Annotated in this window: 13 protein-coding genes; 4 read left to right on the top strand and 9 right to left on the bottom strand. The window is 32.2% G+C overall.

Annotated features, from left to right (window positions below; genetic code table 11):
* The first annotated feature begins 150 nt into the window (after positions 1–150).
* From mutL to OA93_RS06660, 4 genes are read left to right on the top strand one after another with little or no spacing between them, the layout of a single operon-like run.
* The gene (gene mutL / locus OA93_RS06675) at positions 151–2,073 is read left to right on the top strand and encodes a DNA mismatch repair endonuclease MutL (protein WP_039112358.1); all 1,923 of its coding nucleotides are present in this window, start codon (positions 151–153) and stop codon (positions 2,071–2,073) included.
* The gene (locus OA93_RS06670; protein WP_082001785.1) at positions 2,070–2,885 is read left to right on the top strand and encodes a rhomboid family intramembrane serine protease; all 816 of its coding nucleotides are present in this window, start codon (positions 2,070–2,072) and stop codon (positions 2,883–2,885) included. The genes mutL and OA93_RS06670 overlap by 4 nt, the downstream gene beginning before the upstream one ends.
* 43 nt (positions 2,886–2,928) lie before the next feature.
* A complete protein-coding gene (locus OA93_RS06665) occupies positions 2,929–3,798 on the top strand; it encodes a rhomboid family intramembrane serine protease (RefSeq protein ID WP_039112357.1) in 870 nt (289 codons plus the stop codon).
* 19 nt (positions 3,799–3,817) lie between these two features.
* Entirely contained in the window at positions 3,818–4,864 is a 1,047-nt protein-coding gene (locus OA93_RS06660) for an endonuclease/exonuclease/phosphatase family protein (RefSeq protein WP_039112356.1), read from the top strand.
* A gap of 8 nt (positions 4,865–4,872) precedes the next feature.
* Here OA93_RS06660 and OA93_RS06655 read toward each other — a convergent pair whose 3' ends face one another.
* From OA93_RS06655 to OA93_RS06615, 9 genes are all read right to left on the bottom strand, one after another.
* On the bottom strand, positions 4,873–5,490 hold the full coding sequence (locus tag OA93_RS06655; protein ID WP_039112355.1) for a WbqC family protein: 618 nt from the start codon (positions 5,488–5,490) through the stop codon (positions 4,873–4,875).
* A gap of 81 nt (positions 5,491–5,571) precedes the next feature.
* Positions 5,572–7,176 (bottom strand): signal peptidase I, encoded by a 1,605-nt coding sequence (gene lepB / locus OA93_RS06650; RefSeq protein ID WP_039112354.1) that lies wholly within the window; start codon positions 7,174–7,176, stop codon positions 5,572–5,574.
* A gap of 43 nt (positions 7,177–7,219) precedes the next feature.
* Positions 7,220–8,776, bottom strand: coding sequence for a signal peptidase I (gene lepB, locus OA93_RS06645; RefSeq protein WP_039112353.1), 1,557 nt, complete (start codon positions 8,774–8,776; stop codon positions 7,220–7,222).
* A 72-nt stretch (positions 8,777–8,848) separates the two neighbouring features.
* Positions 8,849–9,547 (bottom strand): 4-hydroxy-tetrahydrodipicolinate reductase, encoded by a 699-nt coding sequence (dapB, locus tag OA93_RS06640; RefSeq protein WP_039112352.1) that lies wholly within the window; start codon positions 9,545–9,547, stop codon positions 8,849–8,851.
* 46 nt (positions 9,548–9,593) lie between these two features.
* The gene (locus OA93_RS06635; protein ID WP_039112351.1) at positions 9,594–10,157 is read right to left on the bottom strand and encodes a DUF5683 domain-containing protein; all 564 of its coding nucleotides are present in this window, start codon (positions 10,155–10,157) and stop codon (positions 9,594–9,596) included.
* Positions 10,157–11,056 (bottom strand): ParB/RepB/Spo0J family partition protein, encoded by a 900-nt coding sequence (locus OA93_RS06630; RefSeq protein ID WP_039112350.1) that lies wholly within the window; start codon positions 11,054–11,056, stop codon positions 10,157–10,159. The genes OA93_RS06635 and OA93_RS06630 overlap by 1 nt, the downstream gene beginning before the upstream one ends.
* Positions 11,057–11,061: 5 nt before the next feature.
* Complete coding sequence (locus OA93_RS06625; RefSeq protein ID WP_035627818.1) at positions 11,062–11,829, bottom strand: AAA family ATPase; 768 nt, start codon at positions 11,827–11,829, stop codon at positions 11,062–11,064.
* A 308-nt stretch (positions 11,830–12,137) separates the two neighbouring features.
* Positions 12,138–13,364, bottom strand: coding sequence for a hypothetical protein (locus OA93_RS06620; protein ID WP_117615806.1), 1,227 nt, complete (start codon positions 13,362–13,364; stop codon positions 12,138–12,140).
* On the bottom strand, positions 13,351–15,861 hold the full coding sequence (locus tag OA93_RS06615) for a DUF2339 domain-containing protein (protein WP_039112349.1): 2,511 nt from the start codon (positions 15,859–15,861) through the stop codon (positions 13,351–13,353). The genes OA93_RS06620 and OA93_RS06615 overlap by 14 nt, the downstream gene beginning before the upstream one ends.
* Between the last annotated feature and the right edge of the window lie 385 nt (positions 15,862–16,246).

Here is a 16,246-nt window from a genome sequence, read left to right as displayed (position 1 = left end):
AGAATACTTAAACCTATACTGTGTAAAAATAGTATAGGTTTTTTGTTTTTTTTATGAGTCCTCAAGTCAAAAAAACCAGCTAAAATTCATTAAATTTGTGCTTCTTGGTTTTGAAACTTTAAACCTTAACCTTTAATCTATTTTTTCTTAATGTCGAGTATTATACAATTACTTCCTGATCACGTTGCCAATCAAATTGCTGCTGGAGAAGTCGTTCAAAGACCTGCTTCGGTGGTGAAAGAGCTTTTAGAAAATGCAGTTGATGCTAAAGCAACGGATATTAAATTAATCATCAAAGATGCAGGAAAGTCATTGGTACAAGTAATCGATAATGGTTCTGGAATGAGTGTTACCGATTCGCGTTTGTGTTTTGAGCGTCATGCGACTTCTAAAATTCGCCAAGCCGAAGATTTGTTTTCATTGCATACTAAAGGATTTCGTGGAGAAGCACTAGCTTCTATCGCTGCGATTGCTCATATGGAAATGAAGACTAAACAGGATCAGGAAGAGTTAGGAACACACATTATTATTGAAGGAAGTAAATTTGTTTCGCAAGAAGTAGCCGTTTTGCCTAAAGGGACTTCATTTGCGGTTAAAAACTTATTTTTTAATATTCCTGCCCGTAGAAACTTTTTAAAGTCGGATATAGTTGAATTTCGCCATGTTATGGATGAGTTTCAGCGTGTAGCTTTGGCGCATGCCAATATTCATTTTACTTTTTATCATAACGGAAGTGAGATGTATAATTTACCTCCTTCTAGTTTTAGACAACGTATTGTTGGAATTTTTGCTGGTAAAACCAATGAAAAGTTGGTTCCGGTAAATGAAGAGACAGAAATAGTTGCTATAAAAGGATTTGTTAGTAAACCTGAGTTTGCTAAAAAGAGCAGGGGAGAACAGTTTTTCTTTGTTAATGATCGTTTTATTAAAAGTAGCTATTTGCATCATGCAGTTATGGCTGCTTATGATGGAATTTTAAAAGATGGTGCGCAACCAAGTTATTTCTTGTATTTGTCTGTGCCGCCAAATACAATCGATATCAATATTCATCCTACAAAAACAGAAATTAAGTTTGATGATGAACAGGCTTTATATGCAATTTTAAGAGCGTCTATAAAGCATAGTTTAGGACAATTTAATGTGGCGCCTGTTTTAGATTTTGATCGTGATGCTAATCTTGATACGCCTTATCATTATAAAGATTTAGAAGGAGAAACTCCAACGATTCAGGTTAATAGTAACTTTAACCCATTTGCTGATGATACACCAAATAAACATTATGCAAATACAAATTCTGGGTCTAGTTATAGTTCAGGATCTAGTTATAGTTCTGGTGCCAGTTCATCAGGTTCTAACTCTTATTCTAGTTATAAAAAACCTGAGCCAACAGCTAGTTGGGAAAGTTTGTATGTAGGTTTAAAGCAGGATACGGAAGAAGTAGGGATGATGTCTTTTGAGAATGAAGAAGTAACTTCGTCTTTATTTAATGATGATGAAATTGAGCAAACGGTTCATAAAACATATCAAATACATAAAAAATATATTGTTTCGCCTATAAAATCCGGAATGGTGATTGTTGATCAGCAACGAGCTCATCAGCGTATTTTATACGAGCAATTTTTACATAATATGACGGTTAATCAGGCTTCAAGCCAGCAATTGTTGTTCCCTCTTAATTTGTTTTATTCCTCTACGGATATGGAAATTATAAGAGAATTGCAATTATCGCTTGTAAATACTGGTTTCGTTTTTGAATCTACAACCGAAGAACATATTGTTATTTCGGGAATACCAATAAACAGTACAGAAAGTGAAGTTTCGCTGGTTATAGAACAATTGTTAAGCGACTTACAAGATGGAATTCCAGAAAGTAGCTTTTCGCAAAATGATACCATTGCCAAATCGATGGCAAAGAGTATGGCTGTGAAAACAGGAACATACTTAACAGAAAAAGAACAAGATAATTTGGTAAATGGACTCTTTGCTTGTAAAGATCCAAATATTTCTCCATTTCAAAAACCAACTTTCATCACCATGCGTGTGGAAGATATAGATAAAAAATTTGCATTATGATGAACATGACTCCTGTTGTAAAACAATTATTGATAATTAATATTATCTTTTTCCTTGGCTCACAATTAGTGCCGGTTTCTTATGAATACTTTTCATTATACTTTCCAGAGAACTACCATTTTAAACTTTGGCAGCCTATCACGCATATGTTTATGCATGGAGGATTTATGCATATTGCATTTAATATGTTTGCATTAGTTTCTTTTGGTTCGGCATTAGAACATTTTTGGGGAGGTAAAAAGTTTATATTCTTTTATATTTCATGCGGATTAGGTGCTGCTTTACTACAATTAGGTTTTAATTATTATGAAATACAGAGTGCTTTAGAAGGAGCGTCTAGTTTAGGTTTATCAGATGCTTCATTGCACCATATAATGAATGTTAATTTTACTGATGGAACAAGTTACCGAGGAGATTTGTTTATGGATGGTATTAAGCCAATTTTAGCTGAAGCTGGAAAAATTAATCTATTAAACGAGGTTAGTTTTAAAAGTTTATTTGATGCATCTATAATTAATCAGACCCCTATGGTTGGAGCTTCTGGAGCAATTTATGGACTTTTGGTAGCTTTTGCTTTCATGTTTCCTAATGCTGAGTTGGCTCTTATGTTTATTCCGGTGCCTATAAAAGCGAAGTATTTTGTACCAGGAATTATTGCTGTCGATTTGTTTTTAGGTTTCCAAGGAAATTCATTGTTTGGTGGTGGTGGTACAGGAATTGCTCATTTTGCTCACGTTGGTGGAGCGCTCGTAGGATATTTAATGATGTGGTATTGGAAAAAGACGCAGTTTAATAATAATCGTTGGAATTAATTTTTTAGCTTTATTATCTAAATTTTAAACACAAAAAACACATATGAATATTTTAGACGATTTAAAGTTGCAATATAAAATGGGCGGAATTGCTCAGCGAGTAATCTATTGGAATATTGCTTGTTTTTTAATTTCATTGGTGTTTTTTTATCAATTTTCAACAGGACAATTTGCTTTACCAAGTTGGTTAGCATTATCATCAGAACCATCTGATTTCTTGTTTAAACCGTGGACATTTTTAACCTATGCTTTTTTTCATGATGGATTTCTGCATTTGTTATTTAATATGTTGGTTTTAAATTTTGCAAGTTCTTTGTTCTTGACTTTTTTTACCGAAAAGCAGTATTTAGGTTTATATATATTAAGTGCAATTTTTGCTGGAGTAGCATTTGCGCTTAGCTTTTATTTTTTAAATCTTAGTGCTTCAGTAGTTGGAGCTTCGGCTGCAATTATGGCGATTTTGGTTGCTACGACTACATATCAGCCATTAATGCCAGTTCGTTTGTTACTTATCGGTAGTGTTAAGTTATGGCATATTACCCTTGTTATTTTGGTTTTGGATCTTATGCAGTTTAAATCTGGTAATATGGGAGGGCATATCTCTCATCTTGCAGGTGCTGTTTTCGGATTTCTGTTTATAAAACTATTGCAAAGTGGAGTAGATTTGAGTAAGATTGTTACTCGTGTTTTGGATTTCTTTACTAATTTATTTAAGAAATCACCATCTACGCCTTTTAAGAAAGTGCATAAAAATTACAACAATAAACCAACGCAAAGAACTACAACTTCTAAAATTGTTACCAAAGACAAAACGCAACAACAAATTGATGAAATCTTAGATAAAATTAGTCAGTCGGGTTACGATTGTTTGACAAAAGAAGAAAAAGAATTTTTGTTTAAAGCGGGAAAGTAAAATCATTAATTAAAAGAAAATGAAAAACCTTTCATGGTTTAATAAGATAATGTTTTTTCTGAATATAGTGCTCACTGTATTGACATTTAGCGCTTATGTTTTGCCATTTTTAGCACCCAAAATTTTCCCTCTTTTGTCGGTATTTACTTTGTTTATGCCGTTGTTTTTTGTGTTCAATGGATTGTTCTTTTTCTATTGGGCAATTCAGTTTAAAAAACGAATGATTTTATCAGGATTAGTGCTCTTGATGGGGATTACTTTTATAAATAAATTCTATAAATTTTCGACTAAAGAATATGTTGAGAGTAGTAAGGATTTTACAGTAATGAGTTATAACGTACGTTTGTTTAATGTATTTAAATGGATAGACAGGGAAGATGTTCCGCTTGATATAGAAACGTTTATAAACGAAAAAAATCCGGATATTTTATGTATTCAGGAGTTCTCAAATTCTGCTAATATCGATTTAAAGGTTTATCCGCATCGGTATATATTTATGGAAGGAAATAAGATTAAAACAGGTCAGGCAATTTTTTCTAAGTTTCCTATATTATATCAGGGTAATATTGTTTTTCCTAATTCTAATAATAATGTAATTTATGCTGATATAAAGCGTGGTAAAGACATTATTAGGGTTTATAATATGCACCTGCAGTCAATTAAGATTTCGCCCGATGTAAATGAGATTTCTGATAATATCGATGTGATGAATCAGGAAAAGTCGCAACTTATTCTTTCCAGAATTAGTAAAGCATTTAAGCAGCAGCAAGAACAAGCTGAGATATTTAGAGAAAATAAAAAAGAATGCACATATCCACTTATAATCTGTGGGGATATGAATAATAGCCCTTTTTCATACGTATATCGTAATATAAAAGGAAAACTAAAAGATAGTTTTGAAGAAGCTGGAGTAGGATTTGGAGCTACTTATAAGTTCCGCTACTATCCTGCAAGAATCGATTATATTTTTGCCGATAGTAAGATGAAAGTTAAGAAATTTGAAAGCTTTTCAGATTTTGAAAACTCTGACCATTTTCCTATTTTGGCTACTCTTTCGATGGAATAATAAATGAATTATAGCAGCTTTTGATTCTTTAAATAGTCCATAGCATATTTCCCTTCATTAAAAAGCAAATCCAATACACTTAGGTTATTTATAAAGCCATGTTTGTCATCAAAGACTTGCGTGTAGGTTTCGAATGCATTAGTATCTTTTTTTCCGTTAGCTAAGACTCTAAAATCCGAAATGCTAGCATCAACCTCATGAAAGTATTCTGAGGTCTTAGTGTACTCTAATTTCATTCGTAGGCATTTAGAAACGATATCTAAAGCTTCAAAATTCAAATCCATTAAGAATTGATGTTTCTTATCGAAAAATGGACGTATATCATCTTCAAAAAATTCGAAAAAAGGAGAACTTCTATAAGCGGCTTCCAGCGATTTAAAATGTTGTTTTTGCCAGTCAAATTCACTTTCTACCTGAATCTCTTTGGTTTTCTGATGTGCATTTTTAGAGTGCTTAACAGGGATGTTTAATAATTGTAGTCCATTTGGGCTATAAATATACGTACGGTTCCTGTTGGTTTGTTTCTGGAAATTATCTTCTATCTCAAACGTAATACTTTCAGATTGCGCCATTACAGCACAATGACTAATTGAAGGAAAGTAGGTTGGGAGTAATAATGAATTCATGTGCTATTTTTGTTTGATTGTTTAATCGCTTACTTGTTGAAAGCACAAGTAAAGGATTAAACAGTTCAACGAATAAACGTGTTATGCTTTTTTCTCTTTTCTTTTTCTCCAGAAATATTCGCCAATAAAGTAGGCTGCCAAGAGAAATAAGAAATGTTTAAAGTATGATTGTGGTTGCCCTTCTCCATCTACAGTTGAGAAAACTCTATCCCAACGAACTTTATTTAGTCCTTTGCCGTGAGTATCCCAGCTCATCCATATAAATACAGGTTTCCCAATTACGTGATCAAAAGGTACAAATCCCCAATATCTGGCATCGATAGAGTTGTCTCTATTATCACCCATCATCCAGTAGTAATCTTGTTTAAATGTGTAAGTTGTAGCAATTTTACCGTTAATAAAAATTTGATTTCCTTTTACTTCTAAATCATTACGTTCGTATTCTGATATTAGACGTTTGTAAATAGGAAGAACTTTTAGGTTAATGTTGATTGTTTTTCCTTTTTGAGGAATATAAATTGGACCAAAAAAATCATTGTTCCAATTGTAATCTTTGTTGTGAGGGAATATTTTAGGGTCTCTATCTCCTTTGTTTGCTTTTCTTAGTTCAAGACTCTCTACATAAGGATTGCTTTTAGCCTTATTAGCTGCTTCTGGAGTAGCTTGTACATAATAAGTCTCAGTTTTAGGATCGTAACCTAAATCATCGGTAATATCATATTGTCTTAAAAGATTTGAAATTTCTTCATAAGAAGAGAACTTAACCTTAAATTTGATGTTATAAGAAAACTGAAGTCTTACTCTTTCAGTTTGTTTCATTTCTTTTCCGTTAATAAAGACAAGTCCGTTTCTTATCTCTAGGGAATCTCCAGGAACACCAACACATCTTTTAACTAGGTTAGTTTTTTTATCTATTGGTTTGTAATAATTTCTATCTGGCGAAAAATTATTCATGTCCAAAAGGGTATCAGCAGGCTGATTAAAAACAACAATATCATTGCGTTTTATTTCTTCAAAACCAGGTAATCTTAGATAAGGTAATTGAAGCTTGTTTAAAAGTGAAGTCTTTTTTTGATTTACATCATCATTAAATAAGTATGATTTCTTTTTTAGCCCAGGAATAGTGTCATGTACCATAGGCAAGGCTACTGTTGTCATTGGTATTCTTGCGCCATAATTTACCTTGCTTACAAATAGAAAATCACCAACTAGTAATGTTTTTTCTAGTGATGAACTTGGTATTGTAAATGGCTGGATAAAATAGGTATGAACTATAGTTGCAACAATTATTGCAAAAAGAAGCGAGCTAAGTGTATCTGCGGTTTTGTTTTCGGGTCTTAAACTTCTGTTTGCATTGTACTCTAATTTTTGAGTATAGTTTACATAATAGATGTAAAAACCGAAAGTAACAAGTCCGAGAACGGTATCTAATGTAGATTTTTTTCCAAAAGTTCGTAGGGTTTCAACCCAAACTATTGGGAACATAATCAAGTTGATAATCGGAATAAAAAGTAATAATGTCCACCAAGTTGGTCGACTGATAATTTTCATTAATACAATGGCATTGTAAATAGGGATTGCAGCTTCCCATTTTTTTCTTCCAGCTGCCTCATATAATTTCCATGTTCCTATAAAATGAACTACTTGAATTACTAAGAAGAATACAAACCATGAATAAAATGACATATCAGTTTTTTTAAGTTAAGATTATTAAACTAAGAATTTGTGATTAGATATTCTTTTTCTCTTTTCTTTTTTTCCAGAAATATTCACCGATAAAAAACGCTGCAAGAGCAAATAAGAAATATTTAAAGTACGATTGTGGTTGACCTTCACCATTTACAGTAGTGAAAACTCTGTCCCAACGAACTTTGCTCATTCCTTTACCATTTGTATCCCAGCTCATCCAGATGAACACTGGTTTTCCAACAATATGATTTTCTGGAACGTATCCCCAATAACGACTATCTTCGGAGTTGTGACGGTTGTCTCCCATCATCCAATAATAATCTTGCTTGAAAGTATATGTTGTAGCGACTTTACCGTTAATACGAATTTCTGAACCATTTACTTGTAAATCATTCCCTTCGTATTCTTTTATAATTGCTTTGTAAAATGGTAAAGATTCGGTTGTTAATGCAACTGTTTTTCCTTTTTGAGGAATATAAATTGGACCAAAATTATCGGCATTCCATTTGTCTAACTGTGGAAAAATACCTGGATCAGATCCTTTTGCAATTTCTCTTCTTACATTAGTTATTCCAGGAACATTTCTTAATCTTGCAGCACTAGCTTCTGTTAGAGCTCTAAAATATAAAGTGTCTTTTTTTACATCATCTTTAAATCCGGCACCGTCAGTAATATCTAATTCTCTTAGTAATACTTCAAAATCAATAGGAGTTTTCCCGTCTAAAGCTACTGCATAAGAGTATTGAGGTTTAGCTCTTTCTGGTAAAACTAAAACTTTGTTGTTAATGTAAACGATTCCGTCTTTTATCGCTAAACTATCACCTGGAACACCAACACATCTTTTTACGTAATTTGATTTTTTATCAATTGGCTTGTCGGCTCTTCTTTTAGAAGTGTCAAAAAACTTATATACGGTATCCATTGGCCAGTTAAAAACGACAATATCTGTTCGTTTTATTTGTTCATAAGCAGGAAGTCTAAAATAAGGTAATTGAGGCCATTTTAGATATGATTTTTGTTTAGTCATCGGGATAGAGTCATGTACCATTGGCAAGGCAATAGTTGTCATAGGAACTCTAGGGCCATAGTTAACTTTACTTACAAATAAAAAGTCACCAATAAGTAATGATTTTTCTAATGATGAAGTAGGAATTGTGTATGGCTGAACGATGTAAGTATGAACCAAAGTAGCTACAATTATAGCAAAAAGAAGGGAGCTAACAGTATCGGCAGTTTTGCTTTCTGGAGTTAGACTTCTATTAGCATTGTAAACTAATTTTTGAGTGTAATTAACGTAATAGATGTAAAAACCTAAAGTTACAAGACCAAGAATAGTATCTAATGTAGATTTTTTCCCGAAAGTTCTTAAGGTTTCAATCCAGATTACTGGAAACATAATCAAGTTAATGATTGGAATAAAAAGCAATATTGTCCACCAAGTTGGTCGACCAATAATTTTCATTAGTACAATAGCATTATATACAGGAATTGCTGCTTCCCAACTTTTTCTTCCTGCAGCTTCATATAATTTCCAAGTTCCTATAAAGTGAATAACTTGCACTGCTAAAAAGAATACAAACCATAAATATAGTGTCATACTAATTTGTTTTAAAGTTTAAAATATAGTCTTTCGGTAAACGAATTTTTATATTTTTAAATTGTTTTTTATTTAAAATTCCAGAACATCTTTCATTGTAAAGATACCTTGCTTTCCTGCAAGCCACTCAGCAGCTATTACAGCTCCAAGAGCAAAACCTTCACGATTATGTGCTGTATGTTTTATTTCGATACTGTCAATTCCAGAATTGTACGTTACAGTATGTGTACCTGGAACATCGCCAATTCTTTTGGCTTCGATATGAATTTCTGTAGGTTTGGCTTCGTCAAGAGTCCAGTTTTTGTAAGCGCTATTTTCGATTACGCCTTTGGCCAATGAAATAGCTGTACCACTTGGAGCATCTAGTTTTTGAGTATGGTGAATCTCTTCCATATCAACTTTGTAACTCTCAAATTTAGCCATTATTCTAGCTAAGTGTTCGTTAAGCTCAAAGAAGATATTTACGCCCAAACTAAAATTTGAGCTAGAGATAAAACCTCCCTTTTTTTCATTGCAAAGAGCAACCATTTCGTCATAATGTTCTAACCAGCCTGTTGTTCCGGAAACTACAGGAACATTAGCGTTAAAAGCATTAGAAATGTTTGCAACTGCAGCAGATGGAACGCTAAAATCGATGGCTACATTAGCAGTCTCAAGTCCTTCATAAGTATTGAATTCGTCTTTTTTTAAGACAATTTCATGACCTCTTTCTAAAGCAATTCTTTCGATTACTTGCCCCATTTTTCCGTATCCTAAAAGCGCAATTTTCATTTGTATGTTTATTTTAAATTCAAAAATTGCAGTTTATCACTGCAATTTAAAAGTGGTAATTAAATGTTAGTCCAACGTTGGGTCTTAATGTTACATCGTCGGGGTATATTTCTGGACGTAAAGATAATCTTTCATTTACGTTAAATTGAATCAATGCAGCATCAACATTTGCATCTATTATATTTAAAACATAAAAGCCCAAGGTTACTAGGGCAGATAAATCTCGATTACGTTGATAAAATTTTTGACCTGCAATAAGTCTGCTATCGTCCAGATATTGAAGTTCGTCATTGTTGTAGCCTTCAAGTCTACGTTTGTATGCATCTCTATATTGATGGTATTTTTTATTATTATCAATATAGAAATACAAACTTGTACCTATGGCTCCGTAAACTAGAGGGATTTTCCAATATTTTTTATTGTATGCCTGTCCTAATCCTGGTAAAATAGCAGAGTAAAAAGCTGCTTTTGCAGGAGTAAGTGGGTCTATCTCAGTCGATTTTAGGGTGTCTTTTGCTACCAAGGCAGCATCTCCTTTTTTTGACTGAGCAAAAACAGCAGTACTTCCTAATAGAAAAAAGAATAGACCTATGGGAACTATTTTATTCACTACCCGTTTATTAATTTGATAATTCTGGCAAAGTCTTCTTCTGAATGGAACGGAATTGTAATTTTTCCTTTTCCGTTTCCAGCTACTTTTATGTCAACTTTTGCGCCAAAATAATTTGTAAATGTGCTTTTTTGATCTTCTTCGATGTCAAATGAAGAGGCTTTTGGTTTTCCAGCAGGTTTAGGTTTTAAACTTTCGTGGTAGTTTTTTACCAAAGCTTCTGTTTCACGTACAGATAAATTACGGCTAACAATTTTTTGATAAATATCGGTTTGAACATCTAAATCGTCAACGTTTATAATTGCACGACCATGTCCCATACTTATAAAACCATCACGGATACCAGTTTGGATAATTGGATCTAGTTTTAAAAGACGTAAGTAGTTTGCAATTGTAGAACGTTTTTTACCAACACGGTCACTCATTTGTTCTTGAGTTAACTGGATTTCATCAATCAAACGTTGGTAAGAAAGTGCAATCTCTATCGGATCTAAATCATGACGTTGAATATTTTCAACCAATGCCATAACCAATGATTCGTTGTCATTTGCAATTCGTATGTATGCAGGAACATGTGTTAAGCCGATTAATGTTGAAGCACGTAAACGACGCTCTCCAGAAATTAATTGGTATTTATTGAAGTCTAATTTTCGAACAGTTATAGGTTGAATCACACCAAGCTCCTTGATAGAAGTGGCTAGTTCACGTAATGATTCTTCGTTAAAATTGCTTCGGGGTTGAAACGGATTTATTTCGATAGCACTAATTTCAAGCTCTATAATACTTCCTACAACCTTATCAGCATTTTTATCGTCAACGGATTTTATATCATTTTCCGGATCTTTTAATAATGCAGATAATCCTCTTCCTAAGGCTTGTTTTTTAATCGCTTTTGTCATAAAAACTATTTACTGTTTTTCTTTATAATTTCTTGAGCCAAGTTTATGTAATTAACAGCTCCTTTACTTGTAGCGTCATAGTTTATAATGCTTTCGCCAAAACTAGGAGCTTCACTTAATTTTACATTTCGTTGGATAACGGTATCAAAAACCATATCATTAAAGTGTTTTTGAACTTCTTCAACAACTTGATTTGATAAACGTAATCTAGAATCGTACATGGTTAGTAACAATCCTTCAATATCCAAGTCTGGGTTATGAATTTTTTGGATGCTTTTAATCGTGTTTAGTAATTTTCCTAAACCTTCAAGTGCAAAATATTCGCATTGAATAGGGATAACTACAGAGTCGGCCGCTGTTAAAGCATTCAAAGTTAAAAGTCCTAATGAAGGTGCACAATCGATAATGATATAATCGTACTCATCTTTAACACTTTCTAATGCTTTTTTTAGCATGTATTCTCTGTTTTCTTTATCGACCAATTCGATTTCGATAGCAACAAGGTCAATGTGAGCCGGAATCACATCTACGTTTGGAGCTGTACATTGAATAATAGCTTCTTTTGGCGTATGACTGTGTTCCAGTATTTGATAGGTTCCAATCTCAACAACTTCTACATCAATTCCAAGTCCTGATGTAGCATTTGCTTGAGGGTCAGCATCTATTAGTAATACTTTTTTTTCTAAAACACCTAATGAGGCCGCAAGATTTACAGATGTTGTAGTCTTTCCAACGCCTCCTTTTTGATTAGCAATCGCAATGATTTTGCCCATTTATTTTCTGAATTTTGAACCGTAAAAATACGATTATTTATGGTTTTTGAAAATCTATTTTGTTAACATTTGTTAAAGCTTGATTAATCGTCGTTTGACAGCCTACTGTTTTTAAAATAGGTATTATTTCTAAAGACGATTTCAATTTGTTTGTATCAGGCTTAGCTTTTTCTATTTATGTGCGATTTAGAATAATAACTTTCTTAGAGACTATTGAATATCAGATGATTGTTGGCTAATAGATTGGAAATTAGTATTTCGGGTACAAACTAAATAATGTTGTTTAAATAGAGATTCGGATTAATTAATTATTCTTTTTTCATGTCTTTTACCAAACTCGCAGTAAAATATAAAATTGCAATTCCGCCAATTATTATACACATCCACATAAACCATGATTGTTGCCAAAAAGATTTGTTTTGAATTGTAGTATCTGTAGAAGCAATTTGTTTTATTTCGGAAATAGAAGCCTCGGGTAAATTAGCCGAAATGCTATTCTTGAAATTGGAAAGGTCATATTGAGGTTCGTTCAAATTATTGTTTCCTGTTTTGATAGTATAGTTTTCATTTGCATTTAAACTGGCAACTATTGAAACAGGGATTTGGTAAAATTTTATTTCAGCAATATTTAATGCAGGATTATCCTGATTGTCGATAGAGATATAAATTTCTTTCTCGAATATTTGTGGAACATTGAACGTGTTTTTTGTATCCGAATTTAATTCGAAATAGGTAATATTTTCTTCATACGTTTCTATTTTGCGTTTTACTTTTCGAGTAGCATTTTTATAAATAGTTGCATCTCGTTTGTAGAATGCTGGTTTCGAAATATCGAATGCAATTTGATCTATAATCTGTGGTGCATCAAAAACTATATGAATTTTTGTTTTCTTCTCTGATGTAAGTTGAGTTACCGAACTACTCTTTGGAACTATTTCTTGTAGCGAATTGGTTTTTACCTGATGGTTATAATTTCCTGCCTTTAGTATATTTATTGGTAATGTTTTTTTATCATCAAAATCTATTTTCAAAAATTGATAAGAAGATAGAGGAAATGATATAGTCTTGATAACATTTGTTTTATCAGTGCTATTTAGGTCGTATAGTTTTTGTGCATTAGATAAACCAAACCATTCTTTTTGGTCGTTACTTCCTGAAATATTATATGTTTTTACCACATCGGAGTTGGCAATAAAAAGCGAAATCTGATTGATGCTTTGCGTTGATGGATTGGCAATAATAATAGAACTGCTCTTGTTTGGAACAACAGTTTTGGACACAATGCTATATTCTTCAAAAGAATTAGAAAGTGTCTCTTTTTCATTTCGCACAACGAAGTAAGGAACTTCAATTCCTTTTGAATCAAATATCCTGAAATCACTTAAATCTTCTTTAGACGCGGAACGAATTGCTGGTGGCAAAACGATCTTGTTTAATCCAGTTGATGTTACTGCTTTTATTTTTGCAGTAGTATTATATTGTGCAAACGAAAAGTTTACTAAGAATAATAGAAATAAAAATTTATTTGGTTTCATCAGTTTCATTGGGTTTGTTTTCATCTATTACTAGTACTTTAATTTTTTGATAGACAAAAGAGATTATCAAAATTAAGATACCTAATAGTATAAACGATATAATTTTTCCTGTTTCGGAAATGTTGCTAATATCGTATAAAAATAATTTTACGATTGTTAATCCTAATAATGCCAAAGCAATAATACGAATGGTTTTGGTTTGTTTTTTTATTCCTACGATAAGAAAAACAAAAGCTAAAATTCCCCAAAGGATAGGAAAACCAGTTTTTATTATTTTGGTTCTGGCCAAATCTATTGCGTCTTCGGTCAGCATCTCTCTTATATATCCTAAATCAGTTTTGTAAGTTGCATACAAGTTGCTTGCCTGAATTTGGTCTGTTGTTATTGGAGAATTCATAAATATTAATCCATGAAGCATTAGTTCAGTGCTTGCAATGTAGATTAAAATAAATGCAGCTGCCCAGATATAAATTTTATTACTCAATATTGAGAAAACAAGTTTCTTAGAATTGATTTGATATAATAGATAACCGAAATAGATAATTATTAATAAAGAAATGTAATGCAGGTAAAATGCATAAGGACTTCCAGTTCCTGAACTTATGATTTCTTCGTGTTCTCCAAAGGCGTAATTTGAGAACCAAAAAGTAAACAAGATAATATTGATAAGCGCAATTAACGTTGCACCTTGATAACCGGAATCTGTTTTCTTTCGTGCTAAATAACCAGCTACAATTGCAAAGAATAATAAATGATATACTACAGTAAATGCTGCAGCAGAATATGTGTTTTCGAAATAATAATTAGATTGATAAATCACTTCGAGTAATCCAACAAAATAACTGATGACAAGTCCTAATCCAAAAATGAATTTTCCATATTTTTCTGGATTAAAACTAAAGCCAAGCATTTCGGTATTGTTGGTTTCAGGTTTTAATAGATAAGAAACTGTAAATAAAGATGCTATTGCAACCAATCCTGTAATGAATATAGGGTTGATAATTATGTTTAAAACGGCTGTGTATTCGTAGAACTTAGCCCAATCCATTATCAAACTTATTATCATTAAGGCATGAACAATTACTGAACCAAATCGATAACTGACAATTTTTGATTTTTGCGAAAGCCATAATAATAAAACCGCCTCGGCTGCCCAGAATAAAGTAATGTAGTTGCCTTTAAACTGAATTGGGATTGCTAGTGTAACAAAGGTTAATGTTAAGCCGATGAGTAAATAAACAGCTTTTTTATCCAGTCCGAATTTTTTGTATAAAAACCAAGCGTAAACTAAATTAAGTAATGCAATTATGGTTGTAAATAATCCTCTTAATTCAGGATGATAATCTGTTAGGATTGCCATTCCTGCAGCATAGAATAAGAAAGTGTTACTGGCTAAAATGACTAATTGTGGGGTAGAGAATTCTCCTTTTGTTCTTATGTTGTTAATGATATTCATTAAAATAAAAATAGAATAGAAAGCAAACCCAAATGCAAATGCACCTAGATAATGAGGTTTCTCGCTAGTTAAGTCATTAACCAACCAGCCGCCATATAATATAATGGTGAATACATAGGCAAGAATATTTACCAGATTCCACTTTTTATGATAAGCCAAAGCTAAAATTCCGATATTCAGGATAATGATATAAGTAAATAATACAACATAATTTCCTTCGCCAGTACTTACCATAAAAGGAACGGCAAATCCACCTATTAAGGAAAGCACGGCAAGTTCAATCCTATTATAAGATAAGGATATAAGTGCACTAAAAGCTGTAATTACGACCATTATACCAAATGCAACGCTCTGGCTAAATAAATGATAGCTATGAAAAGCGATTCCAATCGTAAAATAAAATATTGCAATTGCACCAGCTACGATAACCGAACTAAAGGCAGCATAGTTTTTACGCAATTTATGAGCAACTCCCATTACCAATGCACCAGCAAGGATTCCAATTCCTACTCGAGCAGGTTCATTTATCCAATCTTTATCAATGGCGTATTTTACAAAATAGCTAATTCCTAAAACAAGAATCAGAATTCCGATTTTGTTGATTAAGTTTTCACCAATGAATTTTTCTAAATCAGGATTTTGTTCTTTAAAGTTCTCCCAGAATGATTTCTTTGGCGGAAGCGGAACATAAGGTTTAGGAGCTTCTTTAGGCTCTACTGGCTTAGGTGTATTTTCGGAATTGTATGAAAGAGCAATTTTTTCCAACTCTTTTTCTGGAATCTTTTCTTCGATAATTTCTTCCTTGGCTATTTCAAGAGTAGGAGGTTTTATTTCCTCAGGAGTTATATTGATTTCTTCTTTCTTTATAACAGGAATTGGGGCAACAGAAATAGTTTCTGCTGGTTTCTCTATCGTTTTTTGCTGGTCTAATTTTTTATTAAGAGATGAAATATCATTCTCAATTTGGTCAAATCGCTTATTAAGAGTGTTGAGTATATAGATCAGAAAAACAAATATTAGTAAAAACAGAAATGTCTCCATAAACAAATAAATAAAATATTGTAAGCGGTAAATATAATAACATTTTAATAGTGTTAAAGTATTTTGGTAGTTTTTATCTGTATAAAGTGTTTTGTGATATAAATAAAAAATCTAGAATTAATTTTAAAATAAATGGCTTTCATCATTTTTTGGGTTTAGAGATTCTTTATTCGCTTTTGAATGAATTACTGCTTTTGATTTTTATTACAATTGTATGTATTGTAAAATAAAACCTACTTTATGATAATAATCAGCTTTATCGCGATAATGTTTTTTTAAATTCGAGGATTAATTTAATGCAACAGTTTAATAAAAATAGAATTTAAAATTTAGTAAAGACTACTTTATTAATTAAGAGGAGAAACATAAAAAGGATTAGTAACTA

It is taken from the genome of Flavobacterium sp. KMS, assembly GCF_000813005.1.
GTDB lineage: Bacteria > Bacteroidota > Bacteroidia > Flavobacteriales > Flavobacteriaceae > Flavobacterium.
This window is presented reverse-complemented; position numbering and strand designations above follow the sequence as displayed.

Excerpts from the sequence above, each read along its gene's own strand:
- mutL (WP_039112358.1), top strand. The coding sequence starts at position 151 with ATGTCGAGTATTATACAATTACTTCCTGATCACGTTGCCAATCAAATT.
- OA93_RS06670 (WP_082001785.1), top strand. The coding sequence starts at position 2,070 with ATGATGAACATGACTCCTGTTGTAAAACAATTATTGATAATTAATATT.
- OA93_RS06665 (WP_039112357.1), top strand. The coding sequence starts at position 2,929 with ATGAATATTTTAGACGATTTAAAGTTGCAATATAAAATGGGCGGAATT.
- OA93_RS06660 (WP_039112356.1), top strand. The coding sequence starts at position 3,818 with ATGAAAAACCTTTCATGGTTTAATAAGATAATGTTTTTTCTGAATATA.
- OA93_RS06655 (WP_039112355.1), bottom strand. The coding sequence starts at position 5,490 with ATGAATTCATTATTACTCCCAACCTACTTTCCTTCAATTAGTCATTGT.
- lepB (WP_039112354.1), bottom strand. The coding sequence starts at position 7,176 with ATGTCATTTTATTCATGGTTTGTATTCTTCTTAGTAATTCAAGTAGTT.
- lepB (WP_039112353.1), bottom strand. The coding sequence starts at position 8,776 with ATGACACTATATTTATGGTTTGTATTCTTTTTAGCAGTGCAAGTTATT.
- dapB (WP_039112352.1), bottom strand. The coding sequence starts at position 9,547 with ATGAAAATTGCGCTTTTAGGATACGGAAAAATGGGGCAAGTAATCGAA.
- OA93_RS06630 (WP_039112350.1), bottom strand. The coding sequence starts at position 11,056 with ATGACAAAAGCGATTAAAAAACAAGCCTTAGGAAGAGGATTATCTGCA.
- OA93_RS06625 (WP_035627818.1), bottom strand. The coding sequence starts at position 11,829 with ATGGGCAAAATCATTGCGATTGCTAATCAAAAAGGAGGCGTTGGAAAG.
- OA93_RS06620 (WP_117615806.1), bottom strand. The coding sequence starts at position 13,364 with ATGAAACCAAATAAATTTTTATTTCTATTATTCTTAGTAAACTTTTCG.
- OA93_RS06615 (WP_039112349.1), bottom strand. The coding sequence starts at position 15,861 with ATGGAGACATTTCTGTTTTTACTAATATTTGTTTTTCTGATCTATATA.